Origin of the sequence: Ktedonobacter racemifer DSM 44963 (genome assembly GCF_000178855.1) — a bacterium.
GTDB lineage: Bacteria > Chloroflexota > Ktedonobacteria > Ktedonobacterales > Ktedonobacteraceae > Ktedonobacter > Ktedonobacter racemifer.
The window spans coordinates 1136320-1159151 of record NZ_ADVG01000004.1 but is presented as its reverse complement, the minus strand read 5'-3'; the positions used below and the strand labels follow the sequence as shown (position 1 = coordinate 1159151).

The 22832-nt window shown below is 55.5% G+C and carries 17 protein-coding genes; 6 read left to right on the top strand and 11 right to left on the bottom strand.

Annotated features, from left to right (window positions below):
* Positions 1–54: 54 nt before the first annotated feature.
* From KRAC_RS46730 to KRAC_RS46700, 7 genes are all read right to left on the bottom strand, one after another.
* The gene (locus tag KRAC_RS46730; protein WP_007919319.1) at positions 55–1293 is read right to left on the bottom strand and encodes a cytochrome P450; all 1239 of its coding nucleotides are present in this window, start codon (positions 1291–1293) and stop codon (positions 55–57) included.
* A gap of 75 nt (positions 1294–1368) precedes the next feature.
* Positions 1369–2541, bottom strand: coding sequence for an alpha-hydroxy-acid oxidizing protein (locus KRAC_RS46725; RefSeq protein WP_007919316.1), 1173 nt, complete (start codon positions 2539–2541; stop codon positions 1369–1371).
* 171 nt (positions 2542–2712) lie between these two features.
* Positions 2713–3306, bottom strand: a complete 594-nt coding sequence (locus KRAC_RS46720) for a nitroreductase family protein (RefSeq protein ID WP_040447267.1) — start codon at positions 3304–3306, stop codon at positions 2713–2715.
* Between the two features lie 187 nt (positions 3307–3493).
* Positions 3494–4651 carry a hybrid sensor histidine kinase/response regulator gene (locus tag KRAC_RS46715; protein WP_007919313.1) on the bottom strand — a complete coding sequence of 386 codons (1158 nt, stop codon included), beginning with the start codon at positions 4649–4651 and terminating at the stop codon, positions 3494–3496.
* A complete protein-coding gene (locus tag KRAC_RS46710; RefSeq protein ID WP_052569350.1) occupies positions 4617–5081 on the bottom strand; it encodes a response regulator in 465 nt (154 codons plus the stop codon). Before KRAC_RS46710 ends, KRAC_RS46715 begins: the two co-directional genes overlap by 35 nt.
* A 19-nt stretch (positions 5082–5100) precedes the next feature.
* On the bottom strand, positions 5101–7194 hold the full coding sequence (locus tag KRAC_RS63940; RefSeq protein WP_007919311.1) for a PAS domain S-box protein: 2094 nt from the start codon (positions 7192–7194) through the stop codon (positions 5101–5103).
* A 272-nt stretch (positions 7195–7466) separates the two neighbouring features.
* A complete protein-coding gene (locus KRAC_RS46700; protein WP_007919310.1) occupies positions 7467–8054 on the bottom strand; it encodes a hypothetical protein in 588 nt (195 codons plus the stop codon).
* Between the two features lie 295 nt (positions 8055–8349).
* On the opposite strand from KRAC_RS46700, the gene KRAC_RS46695 reads away from it, so the two are divergent.
* Positions 8350–9564 carry a glycosyltransferase gene (locus KRAC_RS46695; protein WP_007919309.1) on the top strand — a complete coding sequence of 405 codons (1215 nt, stop codon included), beginning with the start codon at positions 8350–8352 and terminating at the stop codon, positions 9562–9564.
* A gap of 12 nt (positions 9565–9576) precedes the next feature.
* Here the strand turns inward: KRAC_RS46695 and KRAC_RS46690 are convergent, their stop codons facing one another.
* From KRAC_RS46690 to KRAC_RS46680, 3 genes are all read right to left on the bottom strand, one after another.
* Positions 9577–10167, bottom strand: coding sequence for a hypothetical protein (locus KRAC_RS46690; RefSeq protein ID WP_007919308.1), 591 nt, complete (start codon positions 10165–10167; stop codon positions 9577–9579).
* A 216-nt stretch (positions 10168–10383) separates the two neighbouring features.
* Entirely contained in the window at positions 10384–11388 is a 1005-nt protein-coding gene (locus tag KRAC_RS46685; RefSeq protein ID WP_157507930.1) for a helix-turn-helix transcriptional regulator, read from the bottom strand.
* Positions 11389–11563: 175 nt separating this feature from the next.
* Positions 11564–13246 carry a hypothetical protein gene (locus KRAC_RS46680; protein WP_007919302.1) on the bottom strand — a complete coding sequence of 561 codons (1683 nt, stop codon included), beginning with the start codon at positions 13244–13246 and terminating at the stop codon, positions 11564–11566.
* Positions 13247–13672: 426 nt separating this feature from the next.
* Here KRAC_RS46680 and KRAC_RS46675 point away from each other — a divergent pair, with 426 nt between their 5' ends.
* The 3 genes from KRAC_RS46675 (at position 13673) to KRAC_RS46665 (ending at position 18502) form a co-directional block, all read left to right on the top strand.
* The gene (locus tag KRAC_RS46675) at positions 13673–15601 is read left to right on the top strand and encodes an ABC transporter ATP-binding protein (RefSeq protein ID WP_007919299.1); all 1929 of its coding nucleotides are present in this window, start codon (positions 13673–13675) and stop codon (positions 15599–15601) included.
* Positions 15598–17469 (top strand): ABC transporter ATP-binding protein, encoded by a 1872-nt coding sequence (locus KRAC_RS46670; RefSeq protein WP_007919297.1) that lies wholly within the window; start codon positions 15598–15600, stop codon positions 17467–17469. Before KRAC_RS46675 ends, KRAC_RS46670 begins: the two co-directional genes overlap by 4 nt.
* Positions 17470–17770: 301 nt before the next feature.
* A complete protein-coding gene (locus tag KRAC_RS46665) occupies positions 17771–18502 on the top strand; it encodes a pentapeptide repeat-containing protein (RefSeq protein WP_007919296.1) in 732 nt (243 codons plus the stop codon).
* 478 nt (positions 18503–18980) lie between these two features.
* Here the strand turns inward: KRAC_RS46665 and KRAC_RS77310 are convergent, their stop codons facing one another.
* A complete protein-coding gene (locus tag KRAC_RS77310) occupies positions 18981–19541 on the bottom strand; it encodes a hypothetical protein (RefSeq protein ID WP_244422527.1) in 561 nt (186 codons plus the stop codon).
* A gap of 24 nt (positions 19542–19565) precedes the next feature.
* Between KRAC_RS77310 and KRAC_RS46660 the strand changes: the two genes are divergently transcribed.
* The gene (locus tag KRAC_RS46660; RefSeq protein ID WP_244422118.1) at positions 19566–20891 is read left to right on the top strand and encodes a transposase; all 1326 of its coding nucleotides are present in this window, start codon (positions 19566–19568) and stop codon (positions 20889–20891) included.
* A 43-nt stretch (positions 20892–20934) separates the two neighbouring features.
* Positions 20935–22629, top strand: coding sequence for a serine/threonine protein kinase (locus KRAC_RS63935; RefSeq protein ID WP_007919292.1), 1695 nt, complete (start codon positions 20935–20937; stop codon positions 22627–22629).
* Positions 22630–22832 lie beyond the last annotated feature (203 nt).

Sequence of the window (22832 nt, the reverse complement as noted above, 5' to 3'; positions counted from 1 at the left end):
GAGCCACGCCACCACCACACACTATTACCCAGCGAGCCACGTAGTGGCGAGAAGTCACTGGAGTGTGATCGATAGTGTTTCAAAGCCCAGGAAGGTTGGATTCTTGCGCCAGTGGGCCTTCTGGCTGGCGAGACGCAGATTGGGGTAGCGCTCAATCACGATAGGCAGCGTGATCTGGGTCTCCAGGCGCGCCAGGGGCGCGCCGAGGCAGTAGTGGCCTCCCAGGCCAAAGGCGATATGTTTGTTCTCCTGGCGCTGGATATCGAAGTGATCGGGATTGGCAAACTGTGATGGATCACGGTTGGCCATGCCAAGGACCAGCATAACGCTCTGATCGGGTCCGATGTGCTGGCCCACGATCTCGATGGCCTCTTTGGTATGGCGTCCCGTAATCTGCGAGGGGCTTTCAAAGCGCAGGATCTCCTCAACTGCCGCGTTAATCAGTCCTGGCTGCTGGCGGAGCAGGGCTATTTGCTCAGGATGGGTAAGGAGTGCCCAGAGGCCATTCCCCATCAGATTGGTCGTGGTTTCATTGCCAGCCGCCAGCAGAAGATAGACGTTCGCGATCAATTCATCCTCTGAGAGCTTATCGCCCTGGGACTCGGCATTGATGAGCGCGCTTAAGAGATCGTCTTTCGGCTGGCGGCGGCGCTCCTCCAGGTGTGGGCGAATAAAGGCGTTAAACTCAATGGCCGCGCTCGCCATGCGGAAAAACACCTCCAGCGTATCCGTGGACTTGCCCAGGAAATCCGCTCCGGCGTCGCTCCACTGTTTGATCTGTCCCAATGCCTCATAGGGAATGCCGATCAGGGCCGCGATTACCATAATGGGTAGGGGGATGGCGAAGTTACGAATGAAATCTGGTTGCTCCTGTTGCTCCATCTGGCCCAGCAGGTCATGCGATAGGCGCTCAATTAAGGGGCGCTGATGCTCAATCATACGCGGAGTAAAGGCATGATTGACCAACATGCGCAGGCGTGCGTGATCGGGATCGTCGCGCGACATCATAATCTTGTTTGCCTGCCTGAGCAGGGGATTATCATCGTTGAGCGAGGCGCGTATCTCCTCGGGAAGTTGTTTCAGGACGGAGGGGAGCTGTTCATTGGAGAGGCGTGGATCGCGGAGCGCGGCCCTGGTCTCACTATAGCGGGTAACGATCCAGCGCTGTAATCGCTCACTCCAGAGAATGGGTTGCCTATCCTGTAAGTGGCGATAAATTGAGTAGCGCCTATCCAATGCCTCGTCATCGAGGAGAAATAAGCGTTCATAATCGCTTAAAACGTCTATCGTCATTGAGTCTACCTCATTTCTAAAAGAAGGGGCGAAGGGGTTTATAAATATACGTTTACAAACTCCTCCTCCTCTCTTTTATAGGCGTACGACGGCGCTGGTATCTACCTCGGCAAAGGAGGCGTAGCCGCTGAGGGCCAGGGTGAGGTCCAGGTCGGCAAGCAGGTTGGCCAGTAGTTCGCGAACACCTTGCTCGCCATTCAGGGCCAATGCCCACATGTAGGGACGCCCGAGGAGGACGGCCTGTGCTCCCAGAGCGACAGCTTTAAGCACATCTGATGCCTGCCGGATGCCGCTATCGAGGAGGATGGGAACTTCTCCCCGTACCGCCTCGGAGATGGCGGGGAGCGCGTCGAGCGAGGCAATGGCACCCTCTACCTGGCGGCCACCGTGATTGGAAACGATCACACCATCCATGCCGGAATCGATGGCCTTGCGCGCGTCATCGGGATGGAGAATGCCCTTGAGCAGGATGGGAAGCTTCGTCTGCTGGCGCAGGGTAGCCAGGTCCTGCCAGGTCAGCGAGGGATTGGTGAAAATAGCGAGGAAGCGCTGAATGGCCTCCTGGGGATTGACCTCGGGCGGCTGTGAGAGGCCCTTGCGGAAGGCAGGATCGCTCAGATAGTTGCCAATGCCCTGGCCCAGGATAAAGGGGAGATAGGCGTTTTGAATATCAGAGGGGCGCCAGGCCAGGAGATATGTGTCAAGCGTAACTACAATAGCCTCGCACCCGGCTCGTTCCGCTCGTTGAACAATGCTCTGGTTGAATTCCGGGTCCTTGCTCCAGTAGAGCTGAAACCAGCGTGGCGCATCGCCCATCGCCTGTGCCACTTGTTCGAGCGGCGTCGAGGAGGCTGTACTGAAGATAAAGGGCAGGCCAACCGAGGCTGCCGCGCGTGCGGTCCCTGTTTCGGCTTCCGTATGGACAATCGACTGGACACCGATAGGCGCGAGCAAGACTGGAACTGGATAGCGCTTATTGAAAAGTTGGATGCTTAGATCGCGCTCCGCCACATTGCGCAACATGCGAGGAACGATGCGCCAGCGCTGAAAGGCTGCCAGATTGGCACGCATGCTATCCGCCATACCATTGAGATAGCCACTGGCCTCGGGCGTCATTGCCCTATTCGCGGCCTGCTCCAGGGCTTCGGGATTGACTGGTAGACTGGGGCGTTGACCTTGCAGGCCAGCCATATAGACCTGAAACTGGCGCTGTAGCCCATATGAAGAGGGAGGGGGTAGAGAACTCATGTCGTTATCCTTTCTCTGTGCGGTTAGCGGTGTCGCCACTACTCTAAGTATGCCTTATAGAAGTATGCCTTATAGCTACCTCATCACACAAGAAAAAAGGGCGAAAATAATAGTAGGAGAGGGTCGAGCACTGCCCGACCCTCTCCTACTATTACAAGTATGAGTGTAAGATTAGCCGTTCCAGCGGCCCTGGAAGACGAAGTCTTTCTGCTCTTTACGGACGCGAGGAGCCAGTTCGCGCTCGCGGAAGTCGTCAGATAGGTCGTCGGCGTGACCGGGGTAGCCGATTGTGATCATGGTCAGGGGGACATAGCCCTCGGGAATGTTGAGTTCTTCGCGAGCCTTGCTGGCGTCGAAGCCGCCCATCTGGTGCGTGGCTAGTCCAAGATCAACGGCCTGCGTCACCAGGGCTCCGGCGGCCATGCCAACATCATAGAAGCTGACCATCTCTCTGCCAGGAGCCTCATAGAGTTTGGCCACGACGAGGACCAGGACGGGGGCCTTTTGCGCCCACATCGCATTACGCTCAAAGAGAATCGAGGTCAGGCGGGCGTGCTCCTCTGGCTGTTCATTAGTTGCGTAGATGAAATGCCAGGGCTGCATGTTGTTGGCGGAAGCGGCCCAGCGCGCGGCCTCAAAGAGGCTATCGAGCTTTTCCTGTTCGACTGGGCGACTGGAGAAGGCACGAGGACTCCAGCGATGACGAATCAAATCATGGATGGGATGCAGATTGTCAGCGGGTTTATAGTGGGTTGTTGTTGTCAATATTCTATTCCCCATTGCCTATATTTGAGTATATAGGTTACTTATTATTAGTTGCTTGTGTTATTTCACCATAAACCCGCCAGGTTGTCAAGCCCTTTAGTTGGATTGCGGCCCTCAAGAGTAAGGGGCATGAAAGTAAAAAACGGGATTTGTCTGTTTTTTTACTTTCATGCCCCTTACTCTTTAATTACACAGTTTCGGGTTGGGTGACGATGCTTTCCTTGCGCTCAAGAGGGAGGGAGAAGCAGAAGGTTGCGCCCTGGCCCTCTTCGCTCTCGACCCAGATGCGACCCTCATGTTGCCTGATAATTTCTGAGGCGATATGCAAGCCGAGTCCCAGGCCGGGGATTGAACGTTGCTCGGGATGTTCCTGGCGAAAGAAAGGCGTGAAAATTTTCTCCTGGACATCTTTAGCAATGCCTGGGCCAAAGTCCTGTACGCAGAGCGTTACATCCTGATCTGAGAGGAAGATCTTGACAACGATACGTGTACTGTTACTGGCATATTTCATGGCGTTGGTTAGGAAGTTGGTGATGACCTGGCCCAGGCGCATGCGATCACCCCAGATCGTAGCGTTGCTCTCGCCCTCCACCTCAAGCGTAAATTGCTCATTGACTGCCTGTAGATCTTCCACGATCTCTTTTACCAGTTCATCGAAGGGGAAAAACTCCTCGGAGATCGAGAGCATTCCGCCTGAGATGCGTGTGACATCGAGGAGGTCATCGAGCAGGCTGGTGAGCTTGGAGACCTGGGCGTTCATGCGGTTCACTAGTTGCAGGGCTTGATCGTCTTCTGAACGCTTGTAGCGCTTGCTGAGCAGTTGCGCATAGCCCTTGATGCTGGTGAGCGGTGTTTTTACTTCATGAACCACCATGCTCATGAACTCATTTTTGCGTTTCTCCAGTTCCTGGGCCGCCATCTGCTCACTGATCAGCTTCTCGCGCTCAATCTCAGCCTTTTTACGCTCGATGGCATAGCGAATGATGCGATTCAGTAGCTCACCTTGCAAATGGCCCTTGTCGATGTAGTCATCCGCCCCAGCCTGTAGGGCCTGAATATCGATCTCGCCTTCAGTCGCGCCTGTGAGGAGAACGATGGGACGTACATATCCGTGTTCGCGGGCCTCTGTCAGCAGTTCAATACCATTGTGAGCACCCAGGCGATAGTCAAGCATACAGAGATCATGTTGGTCATCTTCAAGCATGCGCGTTAAGCCATGGGTATACGAGGTCTCCCATTCAAGCTCATAGCGCACTCCCGAGATGCGCGAGAGGTGCTTGCGGAGGAGGATAAAATCCTCCTCGTCATCCTCAATGAGCAGAATTCTGATTATTGGTATTGTCATGCGCTTTGTTCTTTTCTTCAGGGGGTAGAGTGACAATCTCAAACCAATATTTTCCCAGCATCTGCATTACTTCAATCAGGTTTTCAAAGGTAACTGGCTTGGTAATGAAGGAGTTTACTCCGAGTTTGTAAGAGCGATAGATATCCTCTTCCGCCTTTGAGGTAGTAAAGACCACAACGGGGATATCACACAGTTCCTCGTGGGATTTCAGCTCTTTAAGTGCCTCGCGCCCGTCCATGCGGGGCATATTGAGGTCAAGCAGGATGACTCCCGGGCGTGGCGCTTTGGCTGGATCTGTAAATTCGCCTCTGCGTAAGAGGTAATCGAGCAGCTCTTCGCCATTATGGACTGTATAGAGAGGATTGAGTAGTTTGCCTTTTTCCAGGGCTTTCTGGGCCAATAAAATATCATCATCATCATCATCAGCCATCAAAATGACAAGGGTCTCTTTATTCGTCATGCGTGTACTCCTGTTGTGTTGCGTGAGAAATAGGGAGGGTTACAACGAAGGTTGAACCTTCGCCAAGGGTGCTGGAGGCATTGATAGTGCCCTCGTGGCGCTCGACAATTTTGCGCACCATGGCCAGGCCAATACCTGTTCCTTCATACTGCCCTTTGCCATGCAGGCGCTGAAAGACAATAAAGATGCGGTCCAGGTACTTCTCGTCGAAGCCAATGCCGTTATCCTTGATAGTAAGCTGGCAATACGCGGGAGTGGGATTCTCCGCCTGCTCTTCTTCTGTCGCGGGAAGAAGTTCAGCCGACACGGTAATTACAGGTGGAATGTCGCGTCGGTGGAATTTAAGCCCATTTCCGATTAAATTCTGTAGCATCTGACGCATTTGTACAGGATCGGCCTGGATGGTGGGTAACTGGCCGATCTCGACTGTTCCCTGTGTGGTCTGGATTTGTACCTCTAAATCATCTACAACTTCCTGGGCAATCTGGTTTAAGTCAATAGTAGAGAATGGAAGTGCCTTCGTTGTCACGCGTGAGAAGGTAAGCAGATCATTGATCAAGACCTGCATACGCGCGGCGGCCTGGCGCATGCGATCCAGGTACATTTTGCCTGAACCCAATTCCTTACCATGGTCCTCTTCCAGGAGATTACCAAAGGATTGGATTTTGCGCAATGGCTCTTGTAGGTCATGGGAGGCGACGTAGGCGAACTCCTGTAACTCCTGGTTACTGCGCTGCAACTCTTTATTGGTCTGGTTCAGAGCTTCTGTTCGCTGATCGACGCGGTCCTCCAGCATGCTGGCGAAGTCCTGTAACTCCTGGGTCACGCGTACCAGTTGTTGTTCAGTTTCTTTGCGTTCGGTAATATCAATATTAATGCCAACCATATCCTGGGGATGGCCCTGGTCGTCGTAGGAGATGATTTCGCCCATACCACGCAACCAGTGAGTCGCACCATCAGGCCAGATGACACGAAACTCTATATTGTATGGAGATCCACTCGCTATCGCTTGCTGCAAGTTCTCTTCAACTGCCGCGATATCATCGGGGTGGATGTACTGTGCCCAGTTCTCATACTTGCCCTCAAAGCCGCCAGGGGGCAAACCATAGAGCGTCTCTAGCTCTGGCGTCCAGACGATCCTATTGCTGAGAAGATTCCACTCGAAGGTGCCGATGCGCCCAACGCGCTGGGCCAGGTGCAGGCGCTGCTCACTTTTCTTAATGTTTTCGCGCGCGTGCACCTTTTCGCTGACATCGACTGCATGCACAAGAATACCATCAATCTTGCCCAGGGCGTCACGGGTAGGCTGGTAGACAAAATCAAAATAACTTTCCTGACCGCCGTTATAAACGAGTACTTCTTTGCCAATATATGGTTTTCCAGTGGTATACACAGTGTCGAGTAGCTCAAAGAAATGTGGATCATAGTCTGATAAAGCTTCGCGTACAGATTTATGCAGGATGTCGCGATTTTCTACCAGGCGGCGATAGTGTTCATTGGCAAACTCGAACGTATGCTGTGGCCCATGAAGTAGACAGATAAAGGCCGGGGCCTGGTTAAAGAGTTCATAGAGGCGTTGACGCTCGGCCTCAGCCTTTGCGGCCATCTGACGTGTGGCTTCTTGCTGCTCATAGAGCGCCTCTTCCAGGCGTTTGCGCTCGGTAATATCCTCGACGACGGAGATAAAATATTGCGCTGTTTTGGTTTTATCCCGAGCCAGGGAGACCGTAAGGTGTGCCCATATGAGAGAGCCATCTTTACGGAAATAGCGCTTATCCATGGCATACGTTTCGATCTCGCCAGCTACTAATTGCTGAGCGGAGGCCCGGCCGATATCTAGATCGTCGGGGTGGGTAATATCCTGGAAGTTCATGCTGCGAAGCTCTAAGCGTGTATAGCCCAGGGTATCGCATAGTTTCTGGTTGACCTGTAGCCACTGCCCATCAAAGGAGACGAGAGCCATTCCGACTGCGGCCTGGTCGAAGACGCCCTGAAAGCGACGTTCAGCCTGGCGTACATTGTTTTGGAGTTGTGAAATAGAGCCTGGATCTTCTTGCGAGGAAGTATGCATATTTTGTGTCATGCGTCGATTTATTCTCCCTTTCCCTATGTTTTCTATAAGGATGAGATGGGCACTCTGGCGTCTTCGTAGACGGCTGGTGCTGAAAAAGATGGGAAATGGCCTGATAGGATTTTCTTATAGGCGGTGTCTGGGACACATATTTATTAACACGTAAGGGAAGCGTAAATAGATGAGGCTGGGGAAAGAACCTTACTTTGGGTTATGAATGTGTATGACTATGCTAGCAGAAGGTGAGTGGTTTTGGCAAGAAACAGTACATATGTTCAGGTTTTTTAGTTTTGAGCTTGAGGCGTGGCAACAGGTGTCGCGCCCTTCAGGGGACGCCGCCAGAAGAGGAGAAACAGCGCGAGAAGCGTCACAAGCAGGAGACCGCCCCAGCCAAGAAGGGCGATTTCTTCAAGACCGTTCTCGCGCTTCTCTACTTCGCGCAGGGAGCGACCAGCCAGCACGAAGCCCGCTCCCCCTTTTATCTGGGTGACGACGATGGCGCTGCGGACACCGGCTTGTGGCTGCCAGGAGATACGATCCTCTCCCTGCTGCTTTACACTCTCAAATATGCCTGAGGGAATAGTAGGCGTCCCGCCATTGAGTTCCGCGGAGGAGGCAAGGGGCTTGCCGTCGCGATCAAAGACGATAAGGTAGGGTGCCAGGCTAGTAGCGATATCGACCTTCTCCGTAGGCACCACCTGTTGTGGAGAGGCTCCATTTGCCAGGCGTGTCGCTGCATCCTCGGCCATCTGGATCTGCGGATCATCCGCGCCAAGGCGCTCGACCTGTTGAGCCAGACCGTACATGATGACAAAGAGGCCAGAGATAATAATAGCAGTTAGCAGCCAATATTTCAGGATAGTTTTGAGCATCGAGATTCCCTCCTTGAAGCACGTTCAGGTTCGCTCCTATTTCTTGCCATAACAAGCATAGCGCCTTCCCGTGCGGCTGGCTATGTTCTGAGTGCTTCTCTCAAGGTGCGTGTGTGCAGGAGGCCAGTTTGTCAGGCATTGACGTCTGAGTTGTGTTGCCCGACGCTGCTAAAGCACGCGTCTACATATCATGGCGCGATTGCTTCGTCCCATGATATGTAGACGCGTGCTTTAGCAGCGTCGGTAGGATACAATCTGGTTAAAGAAATTATATAGAAAGCAATCAATCAAGGGTATGCGAAAAATCTCTTTCTGGAAGCAATCCTGGCCGCGCCTGTTGTTATGGAGTCATGCCATAGCGGTAGCGGGCTTTTATATGATTAACTGGTGGCGCACAAGGCCGCGCGAGAGCGACCGGGTGGAGAGTCTCTCGGTTGCTGCGCGCCCGCTTGTGAGCGATCTTCCGCTGGTCTCCATCATTGTCCCGGCGCGCGACGAGGAGCATAATATCCAGCGCTGTGTGGAGTCCCTGCTGGGGCAGGATTATGGCGATTTCGAGGTCATTGTTGTCAACGATGACTCACAGGACAGGACGAGCGAGATTCTGCAAACTATGCAGCGGCAGCACCCACACGGCAATTTACTACGCGTGGTTGAGGTAAAGGAACTCCCCACGGGTTGGGCGGGGAAGCCACACGCGATGCATCAGGGAGCGCTGGCTGCGCGTGGCGCGTGGCTGGTCTTCTCCGATGCTGATACCTGTCACGCGCCACAGGCGCTGCGTTCTGCCTTTGCGCGGGCTCAGGAGGAGGGTGCGGATCTCTTTAGCATGGGCGCGGAGCAGGAGCTGCCTACCTTCTGGGAAAGGGTGCTGATTCCTATCGCCTATATGGGTATTAGCATGCTCTATCCGCCGCGACAGGTCAATGATCCCAACAACTCGCTGGCTATCGCTGCCGGTCAGTTTATGCTCATTCGCCGCGAGGTCTATGAGCACATTGGCGGCTATGCCGCGCCGCGCTTACGGGCGACTGTACTCGATGACCTTGACCTTGCGCGTACCGTCAAAGCCCAGGGTTACCGCACAAGCTTTCTAGATGGGCGCGGACTGGTCTTTGTGCGTATGTACCGCAACTTTGGCGAGATCTGGCGCGGCTGGCTCAAGAACGCCTATCTCGGCAATCGTGGCGGTTTACCCTTCTTATTAGCACAGCTTGTAGGCCTCTTTAACATCTGCATTGTGCCTTTCTTGCTGCCGCTACTCTTACTTGTACGGATCAACGGTCTGAGCAAGAGGGACATTACGCGGGCGACAGTCCTGGAGCTATGGGGGCTGCTCTCGTACCGTCTCTGGCTCAATCGGATGCTAGGCTTACCGCGCTGGCAGGCCCTGACCCATCCGTTGGGCGCGGCAGTCTTCGAGGGTATCCTGGCTCGCTCAGCCTGGCTTGTGCTCTCGCGCAAAGGCGTGCAGTGGCGCGGGCGCACCTATCACGGGGCCGAGGAATAAAAGCGGCTCTGGTTATTGTGTGGCTGGCACAGTGCGTGCCTGAAGCTTTGCTATAAGGGCCCCAGCCAGCAACACAAATGGCAGATAGAGAACTGCCTGGATCGTTATAATTATCTCAGTTATAAGGGTAGGGAGAATCACAGGTGAATCAGGAACAATCTGCTTGGGTGAGATCATCCATATGATCAACCCAATCACGACCACGCCGATTAGCCAGGCTATCACATCAGCCAGAAACAACGCCAGCATACCCTTTCTGGCGGTGGGTCGCTGCCCACGGCTGACGATGCTCTGCCACATGCCGACTGAGACAATGCTCCAAATGAGTGGGAAGCCGCAAATTGGCAAAAGATCGTTGGAGAATATATTCCACAAGTAGTGTGTCAGATAATATCGCAAAAAATGTGGAGGGATAGACATGGAGTGGAGCGCTTGCCAGAAAGATCCCCCACCGCTGAGTATGTAATTGAAAGACCCCCACGAACCAGTCGCTACAGGCAGGGGAGGAGGAAAGAAGAAGGTCACGAAAAGTACTATGATGCCAACTCCCCACGACCAGGGGCTGATCCCCAGACGTCTCTGCGCAGAATATGCATTGTCCATACGTTTGTTCCCCTCTTAACAAGAATTTATAATTTTCTGTTATTGTTCTCCAGAGGTGGGCGGTTGAAAAACGCCTCTCATCTGTCTACAGAGGGTAGTATAGTTGAGCATACGGGAGAAAACATGGGGCATATGCCCCATCGCTCTCTCGTGTGTCGCTCAAGGCTTCAAACAACGAGTTTGGAGCGATGCAGAGATGCAAATTGTGGCAGAGCCTTATTCTACTGTTTGCGCAAGGTATTTCTCGGCGATCTGGCGTGCGGCGACCTCGATTGCGTCACGTAGCTCGCGGGGTTCAAGCACAAGTGCCTGGGTGCCAAAGGCGAGTACGTAGGGGACCGCGCTCTCGATAGAGTTCATTTTGACCTCCACAACGATGCTGCCGTCATGGCGGGAGTCCAGAATGGTATAGCGTCCCTCAAGCTTGTGGCGGCCCTGGGCGTCGATGTGCAGAATGACATCGATGGGGGCCTGTATGGCATCGATAGTGGTATGCTCCTCTTCCCAGTAGCTTTGCAGATCGAAGTTATGGTGAGTATACGTGGCCTCATTCAGGACACGCATATTCTCGATATTGGCTACGCGGAAGGTCTGGTACGCACTACAGGTGTGGCAATACGCGACGAGATACCAGATGCCGGTACGAATATGTTTAAGCGACAGGCCCTTGAAGACCAGGCCGATGGGATCAAGCCGACGCCATTTGATGCCAGGCTTATCAACGCACGAGACGCAGGGATAGAGAATCTCAACCTGGTAGGCCTCTAGCACAGCGGAACGAATGCGTTCCAGATAGGTTGTGTGCTGTGTCTTCCCATAGCGCCAGGCGGTGGTATCAAAGAAGATACGCTCACGCGCGGCACGTACGTTGTCGCGATACTCCTCCGGCAGCGTGGCCTCAAGTTTGATGAGCGCGCGCTGTAGTCCGTCGTCCCCCGCGAAGAGACTATAGTTGCCCGCGATGTCTGTGCTTAAAATAAGCGAGACCGCCTCTTCACGTGTGAAGACGGTCGAATCGAATTGATAGTTCGCCGGTAGATAGTAGCCGCCGCCGGGGCCGTAGTCCATTGAGATTGGTACATGAGCCAGTGAGAGCGAGGTTATATCCCGGTAGATGGTGCGTGTGGATGTCCCTAGAATCTCGGCCAGTCTCCTGGCTGTCATTTTTCCACGTGCTTGCAGGAGCAGTGTAATAGCCACGAGACGCTCGGTTTTTTGCATAGTTGTATTGTGGCATGAAGCTGTGCCAAAAGGCAAGGTATTGTGGGCGCAAAAGTTTTGTATGGCAAAACTTTTTGCGCCTGCGGCGGTAAGAAAAGGAAGAATTTGGGGATACCCCAAACCCCGCCAGAGGCCCTGCTCCTGGACCCCGTTTGCGCACAGCACACATATTTTTTTACTCGCGGGCGGTGGTGATGCGGAGGATTTCGGGGGCTTTCTGGAGCATGCGTTGGGCGGCCAGGTGGGTGGTTATAAAGTAGAGCAGCCAGCCGTAGACGAGGGAGGCCGGAATAGAGAGGCTCCAGAGCCAGAGTATATGGAAGAAGGCGGGCAGGAGGAGGGCGGCGGCCACCGGTGCCAGGAGCACCAGCATCAGCAAGAAGAGGGCCGAGGTCTGAATCAGGCGCAGGCAGCCATTCTCTTGCGAGGTCGTGGTGGCGCTGGCCTGGTAGCCTTGTTGCTCCTGGGGCATACGGCTGGGAAAATAGACGGAAGAGAGGTTGCCACAGCCCAGAACAATCCCCAGACCAGCTAGCCCAATAGTCAGCGCAGGCAGCACATACTCCCAACTGTGCGCGACATACGCTCCCAGCAAGATTACTATGAGCAGGTTGAGGGTGCCTAGCACAAAGGCAATCAGGTTCTTGCCAAAGAGCAGTTGCTGAGGTTTGATAGGAAAGATAAAGAGCAGGGCCAGGCTCTGGCGCTCAAGGCCAAGCGCGTTATGCGAAAAGCTAGTGACGAAGAAGAGCGCGTAAAAGGGAACGGCCAGCACGGCCCAGGAGGATTGCAGGCCATCGCCAAAGCGCGTGGGACTAAAAAGCGTAATCACGATTAGCACCACCATCGAGATCAGGGATTGAAGGATGAGGCGCAGGAGCATGGGATCGCGTCGGTAGTACTTCAAGTCCTTGAGTGCAATGGCCCTGGTCTGCTCCGGCAGCCAGTGCGTCAGGCGTGAGCGCGTCGTGGGAGTGGCGGTGGCGAGGTTACGCTGGCTAGCATGTGCGCGGCGTACACGGATGCCTCCAGCGCCCTCGGTAGCGGTAAGTGCGCGTTCGACGACAATCTGCCAGAGATAGAGGACGAGCAGGGTGAATGCTAGCAGCGGAAGCAGCCAGGCAAAGCTCAAAAGCCAGTTACCACGTGTGGCCTGTAAGATCACCTGGGCCGCCATGCCAGGTGGCAGCCATTGCAGGTAACGCGAGAAGGCCTGGTCATAGAGGGCGTGAACCAGTTGGCGTGCGCCCAGGCCGCGAAAGACCAGTTGCTGGATGAGATAGCACGAGGAGGAGAAGAGGCCAATCAGCAGGATGCTGACGTCGCGGAAGCGACGGCTCTGCATTACGCGCCCCAGGAGGGCCAGTACAAGCTGACTACACCCGATAAGCTGGGCGAAGAAGATAAGCATGGTCACGCTCGACATAAGGACCACGAGAGGCGAGCTGGCCCAGCCAATGATGACCGCGAGGCAAAGCAGGAGCATACCCAGAGTGGGAACATCAAACAAGGTTGAGAGCAACAGGCTGAGCATTAATTCTTCGCGACTAAGCGGAAATAGGACTAATTTAGCGACATTCAGCCCTTCATTGACGTTATACTCGAAAAGTGGTAATGTTAGCCACAAAATGAATAAGCCGCTTAAGACAAGGGTTAGGACTTCAGCATTGGCTGGCGCTGGCAAGAAGCGATACGCGAGGTATGTTGCAATAGCAATGCCTAGTGAGAGCGGCACGATGATGAGAAGGGAGAGCACCAGGCCGGTAATCTGCCTGGCCTGGCGGGCGGTAAACATACGCGAGAACATTTTCCAACGCAGCCAGAAGAGCCAACGTACTCTATCTCCACGAATCTGCATAACAGACCAGTTTCTCGATTGAATTGGGTATCCAATCGCCTTTCTTGACGTTAATATAAAGCAATAAAGCAGGGATGTCGCCAAAACAGATACGTGCCAGCAAGCTTTTCCGTTACGTCCATTGCTTCCATACAATGCTCATTTAGAACTATACCAATTTTCTTATATAGGCGACAAATGGCTGTGTATGTACGATAATGGGTTGGCTGGTAGGCACGAATTATATGCTTCTGCTTGTACAGGCATAGCCAACGAAAGCCAGCGTGCAGCCATGAGGCGCACGCAACCTCATGTCGCTCTTTTTTATACCTCCTCAAATCTCATCTAAAGACTGACACCCCCTTGTCAGCCATTGCAGGCTAGACTTTTAAGAGAAGGGATGGATGTGCGTAGCGGTTAGGCGTGTCTAGAAAGGACCTGCTTGCAATGCCATTAGAAAAAAAGCAAAAAGTGTTCTCATCGTATGTTGAATCATTTAAGTTTAATTGGCGTATCTTTACTCGTATTCTAGGCTTATTGCGCCCTCACTGGTTCTGGTCCATTACTACTCTCGTATGTGTCGCATTGGCAACTGGCGCCTCACTGGTGGTGCCACAGTTGTTGCAGTGGGTGATCGATGTCGGAGTGCGGAATGGCAACCTTACTGATCTGATCATTGCCGCAGTAGCGATTTTAGGGGCCAGCACATTGCGTGGTCTCTTCTCATATGGACAGGGCTATCTCTCTCAGGCCGTCTCGAACCAGGTCGCGTATGACCTGCGTAACATGATGTATGACCACCTTCAGGGTCTGAGCTTCGCCTATCACGACGACTCGGAGACGGGACAGTTGATGTCGCGTATGACGGTGGATATTGAAGCGGTGCGTAACTTCCTCCCTTTTGGTTTGATGCGCGCCGCCCTGGCTCTCGTCACGTTTGTCACGGTGGCGGTGATTCTCTTCTCGCTGGACTGGGCTCTGGCGCTGGTAACCCTGATCTGCGTGCCCTTCCTGGCGATCTTTACCTCACAGGTGGCGATCCGTATTCGCCCGATCTGGCTGGCCGTCCAGAATGAGAACGGCGAACTCAGCACCATCATGCAGGAGAGCCTGAGTGGTGTGCGCGTGGTCAAGTCCTTCGCGCGCGAAGAGTTCGAAATGGAGAAGTTCGACAAGCAAAATCAGCATCTGCGTGACTATAGCCTGAAGGCCATGCGCTTCATGGCCTGGAATCAGCCTCTGCTGGTGTTTGTACTGAACGTCGTGACCGTGCTGGTGCTCTGGGTCGGTGGTATCGCGGTTATTCAACATCACCTGAGCCTGGGAACGATGGTCGCGGTGACGCAGTACGCGCTCTTGCTGGCGACGCCCGTGCGTACCTTTGGTTTTATGGTGAACTGGTTTATGCGCGGTCTCTCGGGCGGTGAGCGCATCTTCTCCGTATTGGATACTAAGTCGACGGTGACCGATGCTCCCAATGCCAAGGAACTGAAGAATATCGAGGGTCATGTGCGCTTTGAGCATGTGGACTTCTCCTATGCCCGTGGTCGTCAGATTCTCCAAGATGTGAATATTGATGCGCAGCCGGGCCAGGTTGTGGCCCTGCTGGGTGTGACGGGTAGCGGTAAGAGTACGTTGCTGCACCTGCTGCCGCGTTTCTATGATGTCACCGATGGCGCGATCACGGTTGATGGACTGGATGTACGCGAGGTCACGCAGAGTACGCTGCGTCGCAATATTGGCCTGGTCTTGCAGGATGTCTTCCTCTTTAACGCGACGATTCGCGATAACATCGGCTATGGCGTAGAGCATGCCACCGAGGAGCAGATTATCGCGGCGGCCAAAGTGGCGCGTATCCATGAATTTATCCTGAGCCTGCCAGATGGCTATGATACCTGGGTTGGTGAGCGTGGTGTCACCCTCTCGGGCGGCCAGAAGCAGCGTATCGCCATCGCTCGTACCCTCTTGCTGAATCCGCGCATCCTGGTCCTGGACGACTCGACCTCCAGCGTGGATATGGAGACGGAGTACCTGATCCAGCAGGCGCTGGAAGCGGTCATGAAGGGGCGCACCTCCTTTGTAGTGGCCTCGCGCCTGCGTACTGTCAAAAATGCCGACCAGATCCTGGTGATCGAGGATGGGCATATCGTCGAGCGCGGCACGCACGATACCCTGGTGACGCAGGATGGCCCCTATGCCCACCTGTATGATCTACAGCTCCGTGAGCAGGAGGAGTTCGAAGCCCGCTTGCTCGCGCAGCAGGTGGACGAGGACCTGCGCAAGAGCTCTAAAGGGAAGAAAGAGGCGTGCGAGGAGGAGGAGCAGTATCCTCACCTGGATGCCGAGAACGTTGAGAAAAGGGAGGCGATGCGGTGATTTTGCGCAAGAGTAAACCCAAGTCCGACTTGTATGATAAGCTCTCAGCTCGCCGTACCTGGAGCGAGAATAGCCTGGCGGGTTCGGATGAAGATATCGAGGGTAAATTTGATTGGAAGCTGATTGGTCGCTTTGGTCCCTATGTTGGTCAATATAAGACCGCGACCATTCTAAGCTGTGTCCTGGTGCTGCTGTATACTGCCTTCAACCTGGCAAACCCCTACCTGATTGGCGTAGCAATCGATAGCTATATCAGTCATGGCGACCTGGTTGGCCTGGCCTGGATCAGTGGAGTACTCCTGATCGTAAATGTGGGGATGTGGCAGTCGCAGTATTGGCAGATCTGGAGCATGTCCTGGGCCGGCCAGCGTATCCTGTATAAAATCAGTGCCGACATGTTCGAGCACCTGCAGAGGCTCTCGCTGAGCTTCTATGACCACACGCAGATCGGGCGTGTCATGTCGCGTCTGCAAAGCGACATCGATGTCATGGAATCCATGCTTAGCTCGGGCCTGCTCTCCATGCTGGGTTCGCTGGTGGCCCTGGTGGGTATTATCGGAACCATGCTGGCGCTGAGCGTACGCCTGGCCCTGCTGACCTTTACCGTACTGCCAATCATGGTCATCATCGCCATCTTCTGGCAGCGTTACGCGCAGCGCTCTTTCCGTCGCACGCGTGCTGCCATCTCGCTGGTAAACGCGACCTTGCAGGAGAACATCTCCGGCATGCGCGTTATCCAGAGCCTGGCGCGTGAGGATCGTAACCGCGACGAGTTCGATGAATTGAATCGTTACAACCTGGATACCAACCTGGAGTCGAGCCAGATAGCGGCGCTTGTCCTGCCCCTGGTTGAGGTCGTAGCGGCGGTGGCGACGGCCCTGGCGGTGGTCTACGGCGGCTGGCTGGTCGCGCATGGGCAGCTCCAGGTTGGCGTACTGGTTGCCTTTACGCTCTACATCAACCGCTTCTTCGATCCCATTCGTGACCTGAGTATGTTGTATACCCAGTTGCAGCGCTCGGGCGTTGCTGCTGAGCGTATCTTCCAGATTCTGGATGTACCAATTTCCATTCAGGACCGGGAAAATGCCTATGTTATGCCAGAGGTCGTGGGCAACGTTGAGTTCAAGAACGTAGTCTTTGGCTACAAAAAAGAGCACCCCGTGCTGCGTGGGCTGAATCTCACGGCCCAGGCGGGCCAGACCATCGCCATTGTGGGACCAACGGGTGCGGGTAAGAGCACGATCATCAGCCTCCTGCCACGCTTCTACGAGGTACTGGATGGTGCCTTGCTCATTGACGGACATGATATTCGCGAGGTGAAGCAGCAGTCCTTGCGCAGGCAGATCGGTATTGTGTTGCAGGAACCCTTCCTCTTCACGGGCACCATTCGCGAGAACATTCGCTATGGACGCCTGGACGCCAGCGACGCCGAGGTGGAGGAGGCCGCGAAGGTCGTGGGTGTGCATGATCTGATCATTGGCATGCCCGATGGCTATGATACCGTCATTCGCGAGCGTGGGCGCAACCTGAGCGTGGGCCAGCGCCAGTTGATCTCCTTCGCGCGCGCCTTGCTGGCCGATCCTCGCATTCTGGTGCTCGACGAGGCCACGGCCAGTATTGATACCTTCACAGAGGTATTGGTGCAGGAGGGCTTGCGCCGCCTGCTGTATGGACGTACCGCCTTCGTCATCGCGCACCGTCTCTCGACCATCAAGAACGCGGACAAGATCATTGTCTTGCAGAAGGGCGAGATCATGGAGCAGGGTACGCACGATGAGCTGTTGAAGGCCGATGGCGCCTATGCCTCGCTCTACGCGATGGGTTTCCGCCACACGGATGTGAAGGAGACGCTGCCCGAAGCCGTCTAAACGCCGTATCACACCAAAACAGGCCCGCGAAACACGACATGCTGTTTCGCGGGCCTGTTTGTTGCGGGAACAACGCTTGTGATAGATGGGGGTGGACTCGTCGTATAAAAGGTGAGAGCTTTCAGTATGGTAAGATGAAAAGCAAACGTTGCGGCAATTTCCTATGAACTGCCGAGGATTGAAACGTAGAGTAAGACGACAAGCGAAAAATTTTAGTGTACACTGGAGGGTGAGTAGATCGCCCTCCAATTTTTTGTGCCGCTTGCTGTAGATGTTCTTCGCTGGAAAGGAGTGAAGCGATATGTGTAGCCAGTACCAATCTGGTCAACTCCCTGTTGGTCAAACCGGGCCATTGCCAATAGTCAGAGCGATCAAAGCGCCGCTCTTGCCTCGGCGGATGGAGACGCATGCGTTGCCGACGCCGTATGTGGAAGACCATGGGCACTATAGCACGTTCGTCCTTGCGCGTGAGGAGTTAAGCGGGCAGGTCGCGTCCCATGTGCATTTTGAGCAGGTATTGCTCAAGCGGGTAAAGCTGAACGAGAGCCAGTTCGATCTTGCGCGCCTGGAGGATTGCCGCCTGGAGGCATGTGAAATGGCGAGCGCCCGCTGGTCGCAGGTCAGTATGGACCGGGTCGAGTTTCGTTCATGCCTTCTGACTGGCTTCCAGGCCAATGAATCGCGCTTCCAGGACGTAGTATTCCAGGGCTGTACCTTGAACCTGGCGCAGTTCCGTTTTAGTAAGTTTCGCTCGGTCCGCTTTGAAGAGTGTGATCTTAGCGACGTGGATTTTCAGGCCTCGGACCTGGCAGGTGCGATATTCGAGCGCTGCCGTCTCAAGCATGTGCAGTTCTCGGGTACCAGGCTCAAGGGCGCGAACCTGGCGGGCTGTGAGATCGAGGGCGTGCATATTGGACCGACCGAGTTGCAAGGCCTGGTCATAGATCCCGTGCAGGCGGTGGCGCTGATTCAAGCATTAGGTGTCGTCATTGAGTGGCCATATGCTCAATCGCAGACAGATGAATTGTCATGATGGCAGAAGCGCATAGTGTGGCTCTAGCTTGTAAGCGTTTGTGCGTCTATTTGTTACTGTACAAATGTATATAAGCTAGAGCCGTGAGAGTGCTTCCTTATGCTGATCGTTTGAAGCAGCAGGAGAAAATTTTCTTTCATTTATTGAATGCATCACACGACAACTAAAGAATTTGAAAACCTTCTCGCCGGACGCGGCAACCAGTTAAGCTGAAGGATCGGTGATCGCTGTCGCTTCCTTGCCCATCGCCTTGACGCGTGTGGATCAACACTCTACAATACCTATCAGGCAGTTTGCTCATTACAATCAAGCTAACTACTCGTGAAGTGCCTTCCACGCTTGCATATTAAAGCGGGAGGGAGGGCAGAGACGATTGTTCAGATAGGGTGCTGACAGTTGCAACACATGTTGATTTTTCGTATACTTCAGGTATCGAGGTCAACGCATCGATGGCCCAGCAGCGAATCGTCTCGCGGGGTCAGAAACCAGGAGGACGCAGGTGGTCAAAACGCAAATGCTCTCGTTCCCCATCCGCGTGCCCGATGGCATGCAAGCTCAGGCCCTGCGGCTCCTCGATGCCAGCCGCCTCGCCATCAACCAGATCATCACCACGCTCTGGCCCCAGCTCGATGCCTTTGCTGGCGAGAGGGCCGGTCCTGCCTGGAAGCAGGTCGAGCGCCACCTGCTCACCCGCTCTGGTCACGGCAACCGCCAGGAGCGCTGCGAGATGGAGCAGGCGGGCCGCATCCTGCGCGCCCAGGCCAGCCGCAAGCGCGTCTTCGAGGCGATCGTGCCCCTGCTCTCCGAGGGCTTGATCATCCCCGCCCAAGGCAAGCGGCCCGCCAGAAAAGATCACCGGCAGATCAACGAGCAGGTTCGCACCTTGCGCGCACAGCTGCAGGATGCCGGGGAGGATGCTGAGGCGTTTGTGGCCATGACCAATCTCATGGCACAGGCCTGCAACTGGTACCTGCAAACCGGAGCGTTCCCCAGCACCTATGAAGCCCTTCAACCCGTGCCCGTCCTCTCGGTCGGTCACCTGACCTTCGCCGGAGACGACGGCATGAAGGCCGGTCAGACCTATCGGGCACGCATCGAGCTGGCCCCAGGCTGCGATCTCGAGAGCAGGCAAGAGCGACAACTCGCATCGCTCTCGCTGCGACTGCGCACCCCCGATGACCAGGGGAAATGGAGCTGGGGAGCCTGGAGCCAGGCCATCGCGCTGCCCCCCGCCGTCTGCGCGTCCCTCGCGCAAGGGGCTCTCCCCCAGGCGCCAACGTTGAGAGAGATCCGGGGCGACGATGGCAGCCGCGTGGCCGTGCTCGATCTCACCCTGGAGGTACCGGCCAGGTACGTCTCTCCGCTCGAGCAAGAGACGCGCGTGCTGGGCTGGGACTGGGGCGTGCGCTCGCTGATCACGGTCTCGATCCTGCAACGACCGGAGGAGGGCGACGAGGAGCGGTCCCGGCAGGTGAGCCGTCCGGTCTTCCTGGATACGGGCGGCATCGATGGCAGGCAGGCGCGCTTGCGAAGGGAGATTGATCGGCTCAAGGCCTGCCGCGATCGCTACGGACAGTTCGTCAAGGAGGCCCAGGCCGCCCACCAGGAGCATGGGGTCCCGCTCCCCGCGCATCTTGCGGGCTGGCAGCAGCGCGTCCGGGAGTACGATGCGCGCATCAGCCAGTGCTGGAAGAGCTACGAGCGGAGAAACCGCGAACTGGCGCACCTGGCCTCGAACCTGTTGATCCTGCTGGCGCTGCTCTCCGACTGCCGGCTCATCTGTGGAGAAGACCTCAGGACGCTCAAGACGCAGGGGCGTGGCCGTGGGGTGCGGGGACGCTTCCGCAACTGGCGCAACAATACCACGGTGCGAGGTGAGCTCTGGCGCGTCCTCAAGTACAAGTGCCACCTGTTGGGCATCCGGGCGCGGCAGGTGGAAGCGCGTGGCACGACCCATACCTGCCCTCGCTGTGGTGAGCCGGCCAAAACGTACGCCTCTGCGGCACCAGAGGACCGCACACAGGCCATCTCGTGGGGGCCGATGCTCTGCTGCTCGAACCCCGAGTGCCTGTGGAAGGGGGCGAGGGATTACGCGGCGTCGCTCAATATCGCCCGGCTGGGCATGGCCTTTCTCCTCACCTATCAGCAAACCAGGCGGTACGAGTCGTACCGCGTGACTTCTTCGGAGGTCAACTCCTGCTTGTATAGCGGGCAGGAGGCGACGCTGCTGTTGCCGTCGCAGGGGATCACACCCCGCCCGCGAGAGGGCAAACATGTGTACTATGCCGGATGGTCCTACACCATCGCACTGCGCACCTCTCAGCCCAGAGAGGTGCTTGCCATCCTTTCGACGTCTCATCTGAGGAAGGACGTGCTCTCAAGTGCGTGAACATCGCATAGTATCATGTTTTTGCAACGGTAAAGGATGCATTGTGGCAAATCTTATCGGGAAGCAGTTGGGGAACTATACCCTGACGCAATTGCTAGGGCAAGGCGGCTTCGCTGAGGTCTACCTCGGCGAGCATGTCTACCTCAAGACGTCCGCCGCCATCAAGGTCCTACACGCCCAGCTTTCGGGCCAGGACGACACCGAGAGCTTTCAGCGCGAGGCCCAGACGGTCGCGCGCCTAGTCCATCCCAACATCATTCGCGTGCTGGATTTTGGCATTGCCGAGCAGGTTCCCTTTCTGGTCATGGACTACGCCTCGAAGGGCACGCTCCGCCAGCGCTACCCACGAGGCACGCGTCTCCCTCTGACCACCATTCTGCCCTATGTTCAACAGGCCACATCCGCCCTGCAATATGCCCATGACGAGCGCCTGATCCATCGTGATATCAAGCCCGAGAATATGCTGCTGGGGCAGCAAGGAGACGTCTTGCTCAGCGACTTCGGCATCGCCCTGGTCTCGCAAAGCTCGCGCAACCAGAACACGCAGGATGTCGTCGGGACCGTCGCCTACATGTCGCCTGAGCAGATTCAGGGCAAGCCGCGACCAGCCAGCGATCAATACTCGCTCGCCATCGTTGTCTACGAGTGGCTGACTGGCGAGCGCCCGTTTAATGGCACCTTCACCGAACTGTGCACGCAACACATGTTCGCGACCCTCCCGCCTTTGCGCGAGAAGGTCGCCAACATCTCGCCTCACGTCGAGGAGGTCATTACGACCGCTTTGGCGAAGGACTACCATCAGCGCTTCGGTAGCGTCAAAGCCTTCGCCAACGCGCTTGAGCAGGCCAGCCAGGGACAGCCCCCCACTAGCGTCTCCTCGCCCGATCATCCTACTCTTCTCGCACAACCCAACCAACCATACATAGCCGCTCAATCGGGCCAGCACGTGCCCTACCAGGTAAGAGCTACTATGCCACCCTCCGCGCAGCTACAGAACGTCACACCTCCGGCGGCCTTCATGCCGCCCAACAACCTTCGTCCGCAGGGACCCGGAGCACAAGGGCAACCTAACAACCCCTACGCCCACCAGGCACAGGGAGCCAAACACCAGCAGGTACAAGAGTCACGTCCGAGCGCATGGGGCCTCACAAGCAGGCAACTCGTGGCGATGCTGATCGGAGCGCCCCTCTGCGCAATTATGGGATATGTCGTATCCAAGACACCTCGGTCGCTAAGTACCTTCGTTTTCGCCTTCTCCTTCGCTCTGGTCTATTTCTTTGGGACGAAGTACGGCCCCTGGGTTGGCATGGTGACCTCGCTCGCCGCCGCGATTGTGGAATACTTTTTTATCTTCATCTTATATCCACACCTCTCCCTCTATGAGTTTTGCATGTTCTACATGCTCTTAGGCTTTGTCGCCTCACTGGCCTTCCTGAGAACACGCGGCCACTATCGCAGCGTTGGTCCTATCGCCTTTGCTGTGGGCACAAGCTTCGCGGGCCTGGCACTCTTTGTTGTTGGTACAAACTTTGCGGCCCAGGTGCACGAAAATATTCTTCTGGGTTACCCTCGGCTAAACAGCAACATCCTATTCCTGATAGGACAAGTCGTTAGAAATGTCACTGCGCAAGTCACCCACATTACGGGATATGTCAGAAGCGGCCTCATTGGCCTGGTGCTGCTTGTCATGGCACTGCTGATCTCCAACCTGTTCGGCAAGCCGAGCAACGCACGGTAGTCGCGCTATAAGCGGCGTGAGATGAGGGATCTCACGCCGCTTATAGCCCTGGCCTGATTTGGCGTCAAAGATGAGAGAGTTCCAGCCACTCACAACCATGATCGCCATCAACGCGACCATGATCGCCACCACGCCAACCACGCCCCGTAGCTTGGCACCGCGCCCGAAGATGATCAGCACAAGCGCGAGCAGTATCAAGCCCA